11 protein-coding genes are annotated in these 17,226 nt (G+C 63.8%); 7 read left to right on the top strand and 4 right to left on the bottom strand.

Translation table 11 applies throughout. The features are described 5' to 3' along the window. Positions 1 to 94 precede the first annotated feature (94 nt). Both ACVWVY_RS08460 and ACVWVY_RS08455 read right to left on the bottom strand, forming a co-directional pair. Positions 95 to 3,250, bottom strand: a complete 3,156-nt coding sequence (locus tag ACVWVY_RS08460) for an efflux RND transporter permease subunit (protein ID WP_456625946.1) — start codon at positions 3,248 to 3,250, stop codon at positions 95 to 97. Continuing rightward, positions 3,247 to 4,368 (bottom strand): efflux RND transporter periplasmic adaptor subunit, encoded by a 1,122-nt coding sequence (locus tag ACVWVY_RS08455; protein WP_456632144.1) that lies wholly within the window; start codon positions 4,366 to 4,368, stop codon positions 3,247 to 3,249. The genes ACVWVY_RS08460 and ACVWVY_RS08455 overlap by 4 nt, the downstream gene beginning before the upstream one ends. 576 nt (positions 4,369 to 4,944) lie before the next feature. Between ACVWVY_RS08455 and ACVWVY_RS08450 the strand changes: the two genes are divergently transcribed. The 7 genes from ACVWVY_RS08450 to ACVWVY_RS08420 all read left to right on the top strand — a co-directional run bounded on the left by ACVWVY_RS08450 (position 4,945) and on the right by ACVWVY_RS08420 (position 13,495). Further along, positions 4,945 to 6,099, top strand: a complete 1,155-nt coding sequence (locus tag ACVWVY_RS08450; protein ID WP_456625945.1) for an iron-containing alcohol dehydrogenase — start codon at positions 4,945 to 4,947, stop codon at positions 6,097 to 6,099. A 16-nt stretch (positions 6,100 to 6,115) separates the two neighbouring features. Next, entirely contained in the window at positions 6,116 to 7,666 is a 1,551-nt protein-coding gene (locus ACVWVY_RS08445) for an AMP-binding protein (RefSeq protein ID WP_456625944.1), read from the top strand. A 220-nt stretch (positions 7,667 to 7,886) separates the two neighbouring features. Then, the gene (locus ACVWVY_RS08440; protein WP_456625943.1) at positions 7,887 to 9,482 is read left to right on the top strand and encodes an ABC transporter substrate-binding protein; all 1,596 of its coding nucleotides are present in this window, start codon (positions 7,887 to 7,889) and stop codon (positions 9,480 to 9,482) included. A gap of 165 nt (positions 9,483 to 9,647) precedes the next feature. Continuing rightward, complete coding sequence (locus ACVWVY_RS08435; protein ID WP_456625942.1) at positions 9,648 to 10,595, top strand: ABC transporter permease; 948 nt, start codon at positions 9,648 to 9,650, stop codon at positions 10,593 to 10,595. Between the two features lie 4 nt (positions 10,596 to 10,599). Further along, positions 10,600 to 11,493 carry an ABC transporter permease gene (locus tag ACVWVY_RS08430; RefSeq protein WP_456625941.1) on the top strand — a complete coding sequence of 298 codons (894 nt, stop codon included), beginning with the start codon at positions 10,600 to 10,602 and terminating at the stop codon, positions 11,491 to 11,493. After that, the gene (locus ACVWVY_RS08425) at positions 11,493 to 12,506 is read left to right on the top strand and encodes an ABC transporter ATP-binding protein (protein ID WP_456625940.1); all 1,014 of its coding nucleotides are present in this window, start codon (positions 11,493 to 11,495) and stop codon (positions 12,504 to 12,506) included. Before ACVWVY_RS08430 ends, ACVWVY_RS08425 begins: the two co-directional genes overlap by 1 nt. Next, a complete protein-coding gene (locus tag ACVWVY_RS08420) occupies positions 12,503 to 13,495 on the top strand; it encodes an ABC transporter ATP-binding protein (protein WP_456625939.1) in 993 nt (330 codons plus the stop codon). Before ACVWVY_RS08425 ends, ACVWVY_RS08420 begins: the two co-directional genes overlap by 4 nt. Positions 13,496 to 13,584: 89 nt before the next feature. Here the strand turns inward: ACVWVY_RS08420 and ACVWVY_RS08415 are convergent, their stop codons facing one another. Continuing rightward, positions 13,585 to 15,549: an acetyl/propionyl/methylcrotonyl-CoA carboxylase subunit alpha gene (locus ACVWVY_RS08415; protein WP_456625938.1), complete on the bottom strand. Its 1,965-nt coding sequence runs from the start codon at positions 15,547 to 15,549 to the stop codon at positions 13,585 to 13,587. A gap of 11 nt (positions 15,550 to 15,560) precedes the next feature. Continuing rightward, complete coding sequence (locus ACVWVY_RS08410; protein WP_456625937.1) at positions 15,561 to 17,177, bottom strand: acyl-CoA carboxylase subunit beta; 1,617 nt, start codon at positions 17,175 to 17,177, stop codon at positions 15,561 to 15,563. Positions 17,178 to 17,226: the final 49 nt, after the last annotated feature.

Raw genomic sequence — 17,226 nt, 5'->3', positions numbered from 1 at the left:
ACTATTCGATAACCCCGCACCTGCCCATCCATTTCGGATAAGCCTAAAGTATTGGGGAACTTGTGATTTAGGCCGCGCGGCACCGCGTCAAGCGTCACACCGCGGCGACATCCTTGCGGGGCTTTGGATCGGCGAGATTGCGCACGATGACGTAGAAGATCGGCGTGAAGACCAGCCCGAACAGCGTCACCCCGAGCATACCGAAGAACACGGCCACGCCCACGGCCTGACGCATCTCCGAACCCGAGCCCGAGGAAATCACCAGCGGCAGCACGCCGAGGATGAAGGCGAACGACGTCATCAGGATCGGCCGCAACCGCAACCGGCAGGCTTCGATCACCGCCTCCAGCCGCGGCTTTCCCTCAAGCTCGATGTCGCGCGCGAACTCGACGATGAGAATGGCGTTCTTTGCCGCCAGCCCCACCAGCACCACGAAACCGATCTGGGTCAGGATGTTGACGTCCTGCCCCATGATGCGCACGCCGATGGTCGCCGCCAGCAAGCACATCGGCACGATCAGGATAACCGCGAATGGCAGGCTCCAGCTACCATACTGCGCCGCCAGCACCAGATACACGAACAGAACGCAGATCGGGAACACGTAGAGACCGGCATTGCCGCCGGTGACCTGCTGGTACGAAAGGTCGGTCCATTCGAACGAGAAACCGCTCGGCAGCGTTTGCTCTGCGAGCTGCTTCATGGTGTTGATCGCGGTGGCCGAACTCGTGCCCGGCAACCCCTCGCCCTGCAGCTCCGCCGCCGGATAGAGATTGTAGCGGGCGACGCGGTCGGGACCGGAAACGTCGCGGAATTCCACCACGCTGCCGAGCATCACCATGTCGCCAGCGGCGTTGCGGGTGCGCAGCCGTGCCAGATCGGACCGCTCTTTTCTGAACGGCAGGTCGGCTTGGGCAGTGACGTGATAGGTGCGGCCGAACAGGTTGAAGTCGTTGACGTAGGTCGAGCCGAAATAGGTCTGGATGGTTTCGTTGACGTTCGCAATCGGCACGCCGAGTTTCTGGGCCTTGACCCGATCGATCTCGACGAAGAGCTGCGGCGTATTGGCCGTGAAGGGCGAGAACACCTGCGTCAGCCCGGGTGCCTTGCGCGCCGCGTTGACGAGTTCGTCGTTGGCGGCGGCCAGCAGTTCGGGGCCGCGGCCCTGGCGATCCTGAACCCGCATCGTGAAGCCACCCCCGGTGCCGATGCCCGGCACCGGCGGCGGCGGAATGACGATAATGAACGCCCCCTGAATCGCGGACAGGCGCTTGCGCAAATCGGCCGTGATCGCAGCCGCGGTCAGGCCCTTCTTCAAGCGTATCTCCGGCTCCTCGAACACCGGGAAGAGCGCCGCCGCATTGCCCGCCTGTGTTCGGGTTGCGCCCGAAAATCCTGCGAATGCCGCAACGCGGATGATGCCCGGGGTGTCCAGCGCCGCTTTCTCGATCTGACGGACGATGTCGGTGGTGCGCGCCAGCGACGCCGCGCCCGGCAATTGCGCGGACACGATGACATAGCCGCGGTCCTGCGCGGGAATAAAACCTTGCGACGTGGTGGCAAGCAGCCATCCGGCACTGCCGATCAGCGCCACATACAACAGCAGCATCACCGCCGCATGCCGGATCACGAAATCGGCCGCCCTGGCGTAGCCGTGCGACAGCCGGTCAAAACCGCGGTTGAAATAGCCGGTGAACGTGTCCCAGCCGCGCGCGATGAAATTCCAGCGTGCCGGTGGCTTTTTCTCCTCATGCGGCACCAGGATCAGCGAGGCCAGCGCCGGCGACAATGTCAGCGAGCAGAAGCAGGAGATCGCGGTCGCAACCGCAATGGTGACGGCGAATTGCTGGAAGAACTGCCCGGAAATGCCGCCGAGGAAGGCGGTCGGCACGAACACCGCGCACAGCACCAGCGCAATCGAGACCAGCGCGCTGCCGACCTCCTCCATGGTCTTGAGCGCCGCATCGCGCCGGCTCATGCCGTGCGCGAGGTGCCGTTCGACATTCTCCACCACCACGATCGCATCGTCGACCACGATGCCGACCGCGAGCACGAGCCCGAACAAGGTGAGATTGTTGATCGAGAACCCGAGCGCCGCCATCACGGCGAACGTGCCGACCAGCGATACGGGGATGGCGATGATCGGAATGATGGCCGGTCGCCAGCCCTGCAAAAACACCAGCACGACGATGACGACCAGCAGCATCGCCTCATAGATCGTCTTGATCAGCTCGTGGATGGATTGCGCGATGAATTCGGTGGGGTTGTAACCGATGTTGTAGTCGAGGCCCTTTGGAAAACGGGTCTTCAGCCTCTCCATGGTATCGGAAATGCCTTTCGCCGTCGCCAGCGCGTTCGATCCCGGCCGCTGCGTCACCAGCAGCGCGACCGCCGATTTGCGCAGCAGAAAGCTGTTGGTCGCATAGGACAACGCACCGAGTTCGACCCGCGCGACGTCGCGCAGCCGCACGATCCGGCCGTCGGCGCCGGCCCTGACGACGATTTCCTCGAACTGCTTCTGATCCTTCAGGCGCCCGACAAAGGTGAGATTGGGCTGGAACGCGCGGTCGGCGATCGGTGGCTCCCCGATCTGCCCGCCCGTGATCTGCAGGTTCTGCGCGCGGATCGCGGCCACCACTTCGGCAGAAGTCAGACCGAGCGTTGCGATCCGGTCCGGATCCAGCCACAGCCGCATCGAGTAGTCGCGGGCGCCGAACATCTGGATGTCGCCGACGCCGTCGAGGCGGAGCAACTCGTCGCGCACCTGCAGCAGCGCATAGTTGCTGATGTAGAGCTGGTCGAAGCTGTCGTCCGGCGACAGCATGAACACCACCATCAGGATGTCGGGACTGTTCTTGCGGGTGACGACGCCGTTGCGCTGCACCTCTTCCGGAAGCCGCGGCTGCGCGATCGCGACCCGGTTCTGCACCAGCACCTGCGCCTTGTCGAGGTCGGTGCCGAGCTTGAAGGTGACCGTGATGGTCAGATTACCGTTCGAAGTGGCCTGGCTGTAGAGATACAGCATGTCTTCGACGCCGTTGATCTCCTGTTCGATCGGGGCTGCAACCGTGTCTGAAACGGTTTGCGCGGTGGCGCCCGGATATTGCGTGGTGACGACTACGGTCGGCGGCACCACCTGTGGATATTCCGAGACCGGCAGCGTGGTGTAGGCGATCGCGCCGACAATCAGCAGCACGATCGACAGCACCATCGCCAGGATGGGCTGGTTAATGGAGAGCCGACCCAGATTCATGTCTTGCCACCGGCGGGCTTGACCTCGGCGGTCTGCGGGGTGACCTTCGCACCCACGCGCGCCCGCTGCAGGCCGTCGATGATCACGCGGTCTTCAGGCTTCAGCCCCTCGCGGATCACGCGCAGCCCCTCGTCGAGCGGGCCGAGCGTGACCGCCTTCGCCTCGACCGTGTTGTCGTCCTTGACCACAAAGACGATCTTGCGCGACTGGTCGGTCGCAATCGCCGTGTCCGGCAGCAGCAACGCCTCATAAGGCGCGCTGCCGATGATCCGCACCCGGCCGAACTGGCCGGGCAGGATCGAAAGGTTCTTGTTCGGGATGACCGCGCGGGTGCGTAGAGTTCCGGTCGATACGTCGAGGCGGTTGTCGAGGAAATCCACCTTGCCCTCAAGCGAGGGCTTGGTCTCGCCGGTCAGGGTCACCTCGACCGGGTTCGGCGTGTCGCGCGAACTCGGCCGCTTGCCTTCTGACCAGAGCCGGCTGTTTCGCTGGTAGGTCGCCTCGTCGACGTCGAAATAGATGTAGATCGGATCGAGCGAGACGATAGAGGTGAGCAGCGTCGCGCCGCCCTCGCTGCCCTGCACGAGATTGCCGGGCGTGACCAGATGGCGGCTCACGCGACCGGTGATCGGCGCCATTACATGGGTGAACTCGATATTGAGCTTGGCGGCCTTGAGCGCGCCTTCGGCCTGCATTTCCGCGGCGTGGGCCGCCTGCAAGGTCTGGCGGCGCTGGTCGACGATGGAATCGGATACCGCCTGGGTCTGGTTCAGCGTCAGGGCGCGGTCGAGCTCGCGTTTGGCGAGTTCTGCTTTCGCGCGCGCGTCCGATAACTGGCCATCGGCCTGCTCGGCGACCGCCTCAAACGGACGGGCGTCAATCACGTAAAGCAGATCGCCTGTGCGAACGATGGCGCCATCGCGGAATTCGACGGATGTCACGAAACCGCCGACGCGGGCGCGAACCTGAACCTCCTGGACTGCCTCGAACCGCCCGGTGAATTCGTCCCAGTCGGTAACGGTACGCTTGACCGGCTGCGCCACTGTGACCGGCGGCGCCGCGGGCGCCGCCTGCTGCGGCGGCTTGTTGTCGCAAGCCGACAGCGCCAGCGCGATCACCGGGGCTAACCATTTGAGGCGGCGAAGTGCGTGAATGTCGATGTTCGCCGGCAGGGCCGGACGTCCCAATGGCCTGGTCGCGATCAATTCCATCTCCCCTGCACTCTCAACATCCTGATCGATGGAAGCGGCTGCCGTGGAACCTTGTAGGCGGAGGCCACAAATGTGATCGGTTCCCAGTCTCGTCAAGAACCCGGCGGGATCAAGCACAATCGTTATGCATTCGAGTAGCCAACGCCCTGCACCATCAGAATCTCACGTTTTCCGCACTGCGACGAAAGCGGAATCGGTCGCAACGAACGGTCAGCTAATCGTGGGCTAATGACGAAAACGTGACATCGTGAGGGCGTCCTGCAACGCAGCCGCTGGACGGATGGAGCGCGGCAATATCCATCAACACCGGTGCGCATGGCGATGGGTATCGCGGAGCCTGTCATCGGGCGTGCATTCGCGCGACCCGTTGGCTCCGCCATCCTACGGGGACGACAGCATCACCTTCGGACATGACGTCGCGAATTTCCTCGGCTAACCTTGCCGCCAAGGCTGGCAAACAGCCAATGTCCGGGGAGGACAGCCGTGCACAAAGGGCGTGTCGTATTCGGCGCGATGGATGAGGTCGTGTTCGGACGGCCGGCATCCGAGGCGCTCGTCGAGCAGTTGAACCGGCTCGGCAGCACACGCGCCTTCCTGATGGTCAGCGGCACGCTCAACCGCGAAACCGATGTGATCGAAACCATCCGCCGCGAGCTGGGCGTGCGCTGCGCCGGCACTTTTGACGCGATGCCGCCGCATACGCCGCGCGCGGCGGTCATTGCCGCGACAGACCAGGCCCGCGCCGCGAATGCCGATCTCATCGTCACGATCGGCGGCGGTTCGATCACCGACGGCGCCAAGGCAGTGCAGCTTTGCCTCGCCAACGATATCCGCAACCCGGATGACATCGACAGGATCAGGGCCGGTCGTGGCGGCTCGCCGCAGCTCACCGCGCCGACGGTACGCCAGATCAGCGTGCCGACGACGATTGCCGGCGGCGAGTTTTCTTCCACCGCTGGAGTCACCAACGAGAAGACCAAGGTCAAGGAAGCGCTGCGCCATCCGCAGTTGATGCCGCGCGCGGTGATCCTCGATCCCTGGCTCGGCCTGCACACACCGGAATGGCTGTGGCTTTCGACCGGCATCCGCGCCGTCGATCATTGCGTCGAGGGCATCTGCTCGCGCGAGGCGCACCCTTACGGCGACGCCCAGGCGCTGAAGGGCCTGTCGATGCTGGCGCAGGCATTACCGCGGGTGAAAGCCGACGCCCGCGACCTCGACGCGCGGATGGATTGCCAGATCGGGACCTGGCTTTCGACCGGGCCGCTGGCTTCCGGCGTGCCGATGGGCGCCAGCCACGGCATCGGCTACGTGCTTGGCGCCGAATTCGGCGTGCCGCACGGCTACACCTCCTGCGTGATGCTGCCGTCGGTGATGCGCTGGAACAAGTCAGCCAATGCCGAGCGGCAGGCGCTGGTCGCAGCCGCCATGGGGCATCCGCACGAGGACGCTGGCGGCGTGCTCGACCGGTTCATTCGCGGCCTCGGCATGCCGCGCAGCCTGCGCGAGGTCAAAGTGGACCCTGAGCATTTCGACCGTATCGCGCAAGCCGCGATGGCAACGCCCTGGGTGCCGCGCAACCCGCGCAAGATCGAGGGGCCGGCGCAGGTGCGCGAGATTCTGGATATGGCCGCGTAAGGAGACCAAAGCCAACATGTACACCGGCAAGCATGCTCATCTTCGTCCGCTTCAGCCCGCCTTCATCATGGCGTCATCAGGCGAGGCGGTGACCTATCGCGAACTGGACGCGCGCTCCAACCGGCTGGCGCACCTGTTTCGCAACCGCGGCCTCAAGCGGCTCGACCACTATTCGATCTTCATGGAGAACAACAGCCGCTACCTCGAAGCCTGCGCTGCCGGCGAACGGAGCGGACTTTATTTTACCTGTGTGAATTCCTACCTGACCGCAGCTGAACTTGCCTACATCCTCACCAACAGCCAGTCGCGCATTCTCATCACATCGAAAGCGAAACTCGACGTCGCCCGCGAGGCGCTGAAGCAATGCCCGAAGGTCGAGCTTTGCATCATCGCCGACGGCGATGGCGAAAGTGACCGCATCGTCGGGTTGCAACAGGCGACATGCAGCCTGCCAGGCACCCCGATTGCGGACGAATGGCTCGGCACCGCGATGCTGTATTCCTCCGGCACCACGGGCCGACCGAAGGGCATCTTGCGGCCACTCCCCGAACTACCGCCAGTGCAAAACCTGCCGATGTTTGATTTCCTCATCGGTCTTTGGCAGTACCGCGAGGGAATGATCTACCTCTCGCCGGCGCCGCTCTATCATTCTGCGCCGCAGGCGGCGGTCAACCTCACCATCCGCGTGGGCGGCACCGTCATCATCATGGAGAGTTTTGATCCGGAAAAATATCTGGAATTGATCCCGAAGTGGGGCATCACACATACCCAGCTGGTGCCGACGATGTTCTCGCGGATGCTCAAATTGCCGGAGGAGGTGCGCAAGCGCTACGACCTCTCCTCACTCGAGATCGCGATCCATGCCGCCGCGCCCTGCCCGGCGCTGGTCAAGGACGACATCATCAAGTGGTGGGGACCGATCATCCACGAATATTACGGCGCCACCGAAGGCCTCGGCTTCACCGCCTGCAATTCGGAGCAGTGGCTGGCGCATCGCGGGACCGTAGGCCGAGTGCTGCTCGGCGACCTCCACATCATGGACGAGAACATGAAGCCCTGCCCGAAGGGCACGGCAGGCACGGTGTGGTTCAAGACCGCGAGCCCGTTCGAGTATTTCAACGATCCTGCAAAGACCCAGGAGGCCCGTTCCGCCGACGGCAGCATGAGCACGGTCGGCGACGTCGGCTATGTCGACGATGACGGCTATCTCTATCTGACCGATCGCGCCACGTTCATGATCATCTCCGGCGGCGTCAACATCTATCCGCAGGAATGCGAGAACCTCTTGATCACCCATCCCAAGATCGCGGACGCGGCGGTGTTCGGCGTGCCCAATCCGGATCTTGGCGAAGAGGTGAAGGCGGTGGTGCAGCCGATGCCGGGCGTGTCGCCGGGGCAGGAACTGGCCGACGAACTGATCGCCTTCTGCAGCCAGTCGCTGTCGCGCCAGAAAGTGCCGCGCTCGATCGATTTCGAGGCTGAGCTGCCGCGGCTTCCGACCGGAAAACTCTACAAGCGGCTGTTGCGCGATCGTTACTGGGGCAACAAGACCTCACGGATCGTCTAGCGAGATGGGTCGTCGTCAGGTGACGCAATGTCGCGAGTTGCGATGCAACAACCGCGTTGCGACGAAGCGGCTGTGGCAAATCATCGCAAGTTCCGCCACGCGGATTTCGAGTAGTCCGAATTGCCAACCCTCGCATTGGCATGGCCGGTTGCCCCAACGCTGCGCCGTGGTATCCTCGATACCAATCGGCCGGTTGAGACCGAAAAATGTGGAGGGGATCATGCGGAGCGTGCAAGCGCTTGCCGTCGCGGCATTGTTGTTGCTGCCGGCTTTTGACGTTGCATCGGCGGGCGAACCCAAGCAGGGCGGCATCCTCAGGGTCTATCACCGTGACAGCCCGGGCAGCGCCTCGATCCACGAGGGCGCGACCTATTCGATCAACATTCCCTTCATGCCGGTTTTCAACAACCTCGTCGTATTCAAACAGGACGTGGCGCAAAACAGCGTGGATTCGATTGTCCCCGAGCTCGCGGAGAGCTGGGCCTGGAGCAGCGACAACAAGACACTGACCTTCAAGCTGCGGCAGGGCGTCAAATGGCATGACGGCAAGCCGTTCACGTCGGCCGACGTCAAATGCACCTTCGACATGGTGATGGGCAAGTCGCAGCAGAAGTTCCGCCAGAACCCGCGAAAGTCCTGGTACGATCAGGTCAGCGACGTGACCGTCAACGGCGATTTCGAAGCGTCGTTCAACCTGAAACGGCCGCAGCCGGCGCTGTTGTCCCTGCTCGCCTCCGGCTACACGCCGGTCTATCCGTGCCACGTCTCGCCGGGCGAGATGCGCACCCACCCGATCGGAACCGGCCCGTTCAAGTTCGTCGAGTTCAAGGCCAACGAATCGATCAAGCTCACCAGGAATTCCGACTACTTCAGGAAGGGCCTGCCGCATCTCGACGGCATCGAATTCACCATCATCACCAACCGTTCGACGGCTATACTCGGATTCGTCTCCGGGAAATTCGACATGACGTTCCCGACCGAAGTGTCGATCCCGCTGCTCAAGGAGGTCAAGGCGCAGGCGCCGAACGCGGTTTGCGTGGTCGAGCCGGTCAACGTCTCCACCAACATCATCGTCAACTCGTCCTCCCCGCCGTTCGACAATGCCGACATTCGCCGCGCCCTGGCGCTGGCGCTGGATCGCAAGGCGTTCGTCCAGATCCTGTTCGAGGGGCAGGCCGATATCGGCGGCACCATGCTGCCGGCGCCGGGCGGATTGTGGGCGATGCCGAAGGAAATGCTGGAATCGATCCCGGGCTACGGCCCCGACATCAACGCCAACCGGGAAGAGGCGCGCAAATTGATGCAGAAGGCGGGTTACGGCCCGGACAAGCGTCTTGCCGTCAAGGTCTCGACGCGCAACATCCCGGTCTACCGCGATCCCGCCGTCATCCTGATCGATCAGATCAAGAGCATCTATGTCGACGCCGAACTCGACGTTGTCGATACCGCACAATGGTTCCCGAAGGTGGCGCGCAAGGACTATGCGCTCGGCCTCAACCTGACCGGCAACGCGGTCGACGATCCCGACCAGTCGTTCTACGAAAACTATTCCTGCGGCTCGGAGCGCAACTACACCAACTACTGCAACAAGGAAATCGAGAAGCTGTTCGACCAGCAATCCGCCGAGACCGACAAGGAGAAGCGGAAGAAGCTGGTCTGGGAGATCGACAAGAAGCTGCAGGAGGACGTGGCGCGCCCGATCATCTTCCACGCCCGCCAGGGTTCGTGCTGGCAGCCCTACGTCAAGGGCATCACCATCATGGTGAACAGCTCCTATAACGGCTATCGTTATGAAGATGTCTGGATGGACAAGTAAAGTTTGGCCGCGAGCATAGCGTTTTCGAGCGAAGCATGCCCTCGGACTTGATCCGGGGGTGGGACCCGGTTCGCGTGAAGAAAACGCGTCAAAACAAAAAACTGGTGTTCGGTTCTGATTTAATCAGAATCGAACTCTAGCCAATCGGCGAGGGAGAACCGCCAGGTGTTTGCTTATATCGTGCGACGCCTCGCCTTGATGCTCGTGACCCTGGTCGGGATCTCGATCATCATCTTCGTGTTGCTGCGCGTCGTTCCCGGCAACATCGTCGACATCCTGTTCGACGCCGCCGGCTTCGTCGACCCCACCGACAAGGCCAACCTCGAAAAGGAGCTTGGCCTCAATCTGCCGATCTACCAGCAATATCTGAACTGGATCGGCGGGCTGCTGCACGGCGATCTCGGCTATTCCTACGTCTCGGAAAAGCCGGCGCTGCAGGAGATCCTGCCGCGGATTCCGATCACCGCGCGGCTGGCGGCGCTGGCGCTGCTGTTCTCCGCTTCCATCGGCATTCCCTTGGGCGTGCTGAGCGCGGTCCATCAGGGCTCGCGGCTCGACTATGCCTTGCGCATCGTCAGCCTGAGCGGCCTGTCGCTCCCGTCGTTCTGGCTCGGCCTGTTGATCCTGATGGCGTCGGTTTCCCTGTTCGGCAGCATGCCGATCTACAATCCGAACCCGAAGACCTGGACCGAGGCTTTTGCAATCTATGCGGTGCCTGCGATGGCCGTCGGCTTTCGCAGCGCCGCGCTGACCATGCGCATCACGCGCTCCTCGATGCTGGAAATCCTGCGGCAGGACTACATCCGCACCGCGCGCGCCAAGGGCGCCTCCGAGGCATCGGTCAATTATCGCCACGCGCTGAAGAACGCCATTCTCCCGGTCATTACGGTGATCGGCATCGAGGCGGCGTTCCTGATCGGCGGGCTGATCGTCACCGAAACCGTGTTCAATATTCCCGGCGTCGCCCGCTTCCTGGTCGAAGCGCTGCGCTGGCGCGATTACCCGATCGTGCAGAACCTCGTGATGCTGATCGCCGTGGTCGTGGTGGTCGCAAACTTCACCGTCGACATGCTTTACGCCGCGATCGACCCGCGCATCCGGTATGGGGATTGATAGCTTGGCCACGATCAACTTCGATAGCGAATTAAGACGGGCCGGCGCCCATTCGACGCATGGCTGGCGCCGTCTGCTGTTTCTGGCGCAGCGCTATCTGCTCGGCACGATCGGCCTTGTCATCATGGTGATGTTCGTCTGGATGGCGATCTCGGCCGACCTGATCTGCCGCTACGATCCGCTCAGCGTCGATTCCGCGCAACGGCTGGCCTCACCCAGCGCCCGGCACTGGATGGGAACCGATTCATTCGGCCGCGACGTCTGGAGCCGGATCGTCCATGGCGCACGGATCTCGCTGGCCGTCGGCATCGGCGCCACCGTGCTGGGATCGTCGATCGGCGTCATCGTCGGGCTCGTATCGGGCTATCTGTCGGGTTGGGTCGATCTGGTGTTCCAGCGCATCACCGATATTCTGCAGGCCCTGCCCTTGCTGGTGCTGGCGCTGGTGATGACGGCTGCGCTCGGGCCGTCGCTGCCGAACGTGATCATCGCCATTGCGATTCCTCTTATCCCGACGGTCGCCCGCGTGATCCGCGCCAATACGCTGGCGCTGCGCGAACTGCCATTCGTGGAAGCCGCCAAATCGATCGGCATGAGCGAGACCCGTATCGCGCTCCGCCACGTGCTGCCCAACACGCTGGCGCCGCTGATCGTGCTGGCGACCGCGCAACTGGGCTCGACCATCCTCACCGAGGCCTCGCTGTCGTTTCTCGGCCTCGGCATTCCCGAGCCTTATCCTTCCTGGGGACGCATGCTGTCAGAATCGGCGGCGGAATATGTCCGCACAGCGCCGTGGCTGGTGATCTTCCCGGGCGTCGCCATCAGCCTGGCGGTGTTCGGCACTAATCTGTTCGGCGATGCGCTCCGCGACATCCTCGACCCGAGGCAGCGCGGCTGATGACCGAGGCGCAGAAGGACGACATGGTTCTCGACGTGAAGAACCTGCAGACGGTGTTCTTCACCAATTCAGGCCTGTTCCGCGCGGTCGACGACGTCTCGTTCAGCGTCCGCCGCGGCGAGACGCTGGCGATCGTCGGTGAATCCGGCTGCGGCAAGAGCGTGACCGCGCTGTCGGTGATGCGGCTGGTGCCGGACCCGCCTGGCCGGGTGGTCGGCGGTTCGGTGACGCTGGAAGGCACCGACCTGCTCGGCCTCGCCGAGGCCGAGATGCGCAAGATCCGCGGAAATCGGATCTCGATGATCTTTCAGGAGCCGATGACCTCGCTCAATCCCGTGATGCGGATCGGCGACCAGATCACCGAAGTGCTCCGCCTGCACCGCGAAATGACGTCCAAGGAGACATGGGCGAAGGCGGTCGAGATGCTGCGCCTGGTCCGCATCCCCGAGCCGGAACGCCGCGCGCTGGAATATCCGCATCAGCTTTCCGGCGGCATGCGGCAGCGCGCGATGATCGCGATGGCCTTGGCGTGCCGGCCGGCGCTGTTGATCGCGGACGAGCCGACCACCGCACTGGATGTGACGATCCAGGCGCAGATCCTGGCGCTGATCGTCGACCTGCAAAAGACCCTCGGCACCGGGCTGGTCCTGATCACGCATGACCTCGGCGTGGTGGCGCAGACGGCGCAGCGCGTCATCGTGATGTATGCCGGCAAGAAGGTCGAGGAAGCGACCGTGGAAGACCTGTTCGCGAATCCGAAGCATCCCTACACGCGCGGGCTGATGGCCTCGATGCCGGCGGTGATTTCGTTCGGCGCCAAGACCGATGCGCGGCTGAACGAAATTCCCGGCATGGTACCGTCGCTGACCAACCTGCCGCCGGGCTGCGCCTTTGCGCCGCGCTGCAGCCTCGCCATCGATCGCTGCCGCGCAGAATACCCGCCGCTAACGGAAGTCGACGGCGATCACTTCGCGGCTTGCTGGCGAGCGGCGGAATTGGTCGGCGCGCCATGACCGTTTCCCGGCCCCTGCTCGAAGTCACCGACCTCGTCAAGCATTACGCGGTGCGCGGCGGCGTCCTGCGTCGGCGCGTCGGCACCGTGCATGCGGTGGATGGCGTCAGCTTTTCGGTCGGCAAGGGCGAGACGCTCGGGCTGGTCGGCGAATCCGGCTGCGGCAAATCGACGGTCGCGCGCAGCGTGCTGCGGCTGGTGGAGCCGTCCTCTGGCGCCATCAAGCTCAACGGCACCGATATCACCGGTTTGAGCAAGGCCGAGATGCGGCCGCATCGGCGCTCGATGCAGATCGTATTCCAGGATCCGTTCGCATCGCTCAATCCACGCATGACCGCGGGCGATATCGTCGGCGAACCGCTCAGTGTGCATGGGCTAGCGACCGGCCGCGCGCAGCAGGAACGCGTTGCCGAATTGTTCGCGCAGGTCGGGCTACGTTCCGACCAGATGAGGAACTATCCGCACCAGTTCTCCGGCGGCCAGCGGCAGCGCATCTGTATTGCGCGGGCGCTGTCGCTCGGGCCGAGCCTGATCGTGTGCGACGAGCCGGTCTCGGCACTCGACGTCTCGATCCAGGCGCAGGTCATCAACCTGTTGATCGACCTGCAGCGCAAGAACGGTTTTTCGTACCTGTTCATCGCGCATGATCTGGCCGTCGTCGCCCATATCAGCCACCGCGTCGCCGTGATGTATCTCGGGCGCATCGTCGAGATCGCCGACAAGTCCGAATTATTTGCCAACCCGCGCCATCCCTACACGCAGGCGCTGCTGGCCTCGGTCCCGATCGCCGATCCCAGGGCAAAGCGCCTTGCGCCGATGGTCGACGGCGACGTTCCAAGCCCGATCAACCCGCCCTCAGGGTGCGCGTTCCACACCCGCTGCCGCTATGCCATGGACCGCTGCAAGGTGGAGCGGCCCGCACTGGTGGAGGCGGGCGAGCGGCATCAGGTGGCGTGCTGGCTGAATGAAGGCACGGGGCGGCCGGAGTAGAATTCGTAGGGTGGGCAAAGCGCAGCGTGCCCACCATCTCTCACACGGCAAGAATGGTGGGCACGCTTCGCTTTGCCCACCCTACGCAGCTAAGCCACCGCTGCGATCTCCACGACGATCCTGCCCGTCGTCACCTGCTCGCCTTCAGCTACATCGATGGCCGACACCGTGCCCGCTACGCCAGCCGTGTGCACATGCTCCATCTTCATCGCCTCCAGCGTCATCACGGGCTGTCCGGCCGCAACCTGCTCACCGGGCTTGACCAGCACGGCGACCACGCGGCCGTTCATCGCCGCGCGTACCTTGCCATCGCCGCCAGCCGCCGTAGCGGACTCTGGTGCTGCGAGCGTCAAGTCGCGAACGGCAATCGTGGCTCCGCGATGCAGGATGTAGAGCCGATCGCCATCGCGAAGGAATTTTGCGGAATCCATGATGCCGTCGGTGCGGAAGCGGACCGTCTCGCGGTCGAGTTCATCGATCTCGATCCGCTGCTCGCCGCCCGAAAGACTTGCGAGATAACTCCCATCGCGCTCGCGAACGATGTCGACCTCGTCCACGCCATGGCCGCGATCAATCCGTGTCGTCAGCGGAAACGTTGCCGCCAGACTGCGCCCGCTGCGCCAGGGTGGCGCATGCGGATTGGTGACGTAAAGCAGCAACGCGGCCAACGCAGCCTCCGCGTTGGCGTTTGCACGTGGCGCCAGCAGTTCGTCACGATGGTTGCCGATGAAGGCTGTGGTCGCTTCGCCCGCGGCAAACTCGGGATGGCGCAGACAGGAAATCAGAAATCCCTGGTTGGTGGTGACGCCGAACGCCGCGGTCTGCTCCAGCCCGCAGATCAGCCGGCCTCGCGCTTCGTTGCGGTCGGCGCCGCGGCTGATGATCTTTGCAATCATGGAATCGTAGAATGGCGGGATCTCGGAGCCCGATTGCAGCGCGTGCTCGACGCGCACGCCATCCGGCATCTGCCACAGCGCCATTTTGCCGGACTGCGGCATGAAGTCATGGCCGGCATCCTCGGAACACAGCCGCACCTCGATGGCGTGGCCGGAGAATTTGACATCTTCCTGCTTCAGCCCGAGCGGTTCACCCGCGGCGATACGCAACTGCAACTCGACCAGATCGAGCCCGGTGATCGCCTCGGTGACGGGATGCTCGACCTGCAGCCGCGTGTTCATCTCCATGAAATAGAACTCGCCGCTCTCGTCGAGGAGGAATTCCAGCGTGCCGGCGCCCTCATAGCCGATCGACTTCACCGCGGCGACGGCGACGGCGCCCATCCTCGCCCGCAATTCCGGCGTCACTTTTGGCGAGGGCGCTTCCTCGATCAGTTTCTGGTGCCGGCGTTGCACCGAGCAATCGCGCTCGCCGAGATGAATGGCGTTGCCGTAGCGGTCGCCAAACACCTGGATTTCGATATGGCGCGGATTGACGATGGCGCGTTCCAGAATCACGCTTGCGTCACCGAACGCGCCTTGCGCCTCGGACCGTGCGCTGCGCAGCGCATCTGGAAATGCCGCGGCGTCCGTGACCAGCCGCATCCCGCGACCGCCGCCGCCGGCAACCGCCTTGATCATGACGGGAAAGCCGATCTTCCCAGCCGCCGCCAACATCGCGGCGTCGCTCTGGTCCGCGCCCTGATAGCCGGGCACGATAGGCACGCCGGCCTTCTGCATGATGTCCTTGGCGCCGGCCTTGTTGCCCATCGCCCGGATCGCTTCCGGCGATGGACCGATGAAGACCAGTCCAGCATCGCGGCAGCCTTGCGCGAAGTCCTCGTTCTCGGCGAGGAAGCCATAGCCCGGGTGCACCGCGCTGGCGCCGCTCGCCTTGGCGGCAGCAATGATCGCATCGATCCGCAGATACGACTGCGCCGGCAGCGCCTCGCCGATCCGCACCGCCTGATCCGCCTCACGAACGTGCAGCGCGTCGCGGTCGGCATCGGAATAGACCGCGACCACGCCATAGCCGAGGCGCCGCGCCGTGCGCATGATCCGCAGCGCGATCTCGCCGCGGTTGGCGACAAGGATCTTGAAGAATGGCGTCCGCTTCATCGCTATCCCGCTCATGGCCGCGCGACCGAGAATTGCATGCGCTGCGGCGTGCGGGCCTCGGCCTCGCGGCAGATCGACAGCACTTCGGCGAGTACGCTGCGGGTATCGCGCGGATCGATCACGCCGTCATCGAGCACGCGTGCGCTGGTCGAGAACACGTCCATCTGGCCGTCGAACACGCCCGTGATCTGCGCCTTCATGGCGTCGAGCTTCTCCTTCTCGATCGGCTTGCCGCGCCGCGCCGCGGCAGCCTCGGTAACGATCGCCATGGTTTCCGCCGCCTGCTCGCCGCCCATCACGGCCGTCTTGGCATTCGGCCAGGAGAAGCAGAAGCGCGGATGGAAACCGCGCCCGCACATGCCGTAATTGCCGGCGCCAAACGACGCGCCGCAGTAGATCGTGATCTGCGGCACGGAGGCCGACGTCACCGCCTGGATCATCTTGGAGCCGTGCTTGATCATGCCGGCTTCTTCATAGGCCTTCCCAACCATGTAGCCGGTGGTGTTGTTCATATAGAGGATCGGCGTGCGCGACTGGCAGCAGGCCTGGATGAAATGCGTCGCCTTGTTGGCGCCGGGCACATCGAGCGGGCCGTTGTTGGTGATGATGCCGATCGCCTGCCCTTCGATGCGGGCGTGGCCGCACACGGTTGCGGGACCATAATTTGCGCCGAACTCGGTGAAGTCGGAATCATCGACAAACCGTGCTATGGCCTGGCGCATGTCGACAGGGCGCTTGTGGTCCATCGGCATGATGCCGAGCAATTCCTCCGCATCGTAGCGCGGCGGCCTGAACGATGCTTCCGCGGGCTTCGGCCGGTCCCATTCCAGATTGGCCATGATGTCGCGCGCGATGCGGAGCGCGTCGCGATCGTCTTCGGCCAGATAATCGCCAAGACCGGAGATGGAGGTGTGCATCTCGGCGCCGCCGAGTTCTTCTTCGGTCGCAATCTCGCCCGTCGCGGCTTTCAACAGCGGCGGTCCGGCGAGAAATGCGCGGGTGCGGCCACGCACCATCACGATGTAATCGGACAATCCGGTTTGATAAGCGCCGCCCGCCGTCGACGAACCATGCGTCACCGTGACGACGGGCAACCCAGCCGCCGACAGCCGCGCCAGGTTACGAAAGATATTGCCGCCGCGAATAAAATCCTCGACGCGGTAGCGCAGCAGGTTGGCGCCGGCGCTTTCGACCAGTTGCACGTAAGGCAGCTTGTTTTCCAGCGCCAACTCCTGCACCCGCAGGGTCTTATCCAGGCCGTACGGCTGCAGCGCACCGGCGTCGATGCCGGAATCGTTCGCACTGACCATGCAGCGGATGCCGGAGACGAAGCCGATGCCCGCGATCGCCCCGCCACCGGGAATACTCTTGTCGGCGTCGGGCACATCGAACATGTAGCCCGCAAGCGTCGACAGTTCGAGGAATGGTGAACCGGGATCGAGCACCAGCGCGACGCGCTCGCGCGGCAACAACTGCCCGCGCTTATGGAAGCGGTCCCTCGCCGCAGCCGACGCCGCCCGCGTGCGCTCTTCGAGGGCACGCATGCGCGTGATCAGCGCCAGCATGCCGTCGCGATTGGCTTTAAAGGCGGCGCTGGAGGGAACGATGGTAGATTCGATTACTGCCATGAACTCTCCCGCTCGTCATTGCCTGCGACAAACGCGAAGCGTTTTCGCA

The organism is Bradyrhizobium sp. URHC0002, assembly GCF_054059515.1.
The sequence above is the reverse complement of the archived record's forward strand: the minus strand, read 5'-3'. Positions and strand labels throughout refer to the sequence as shown.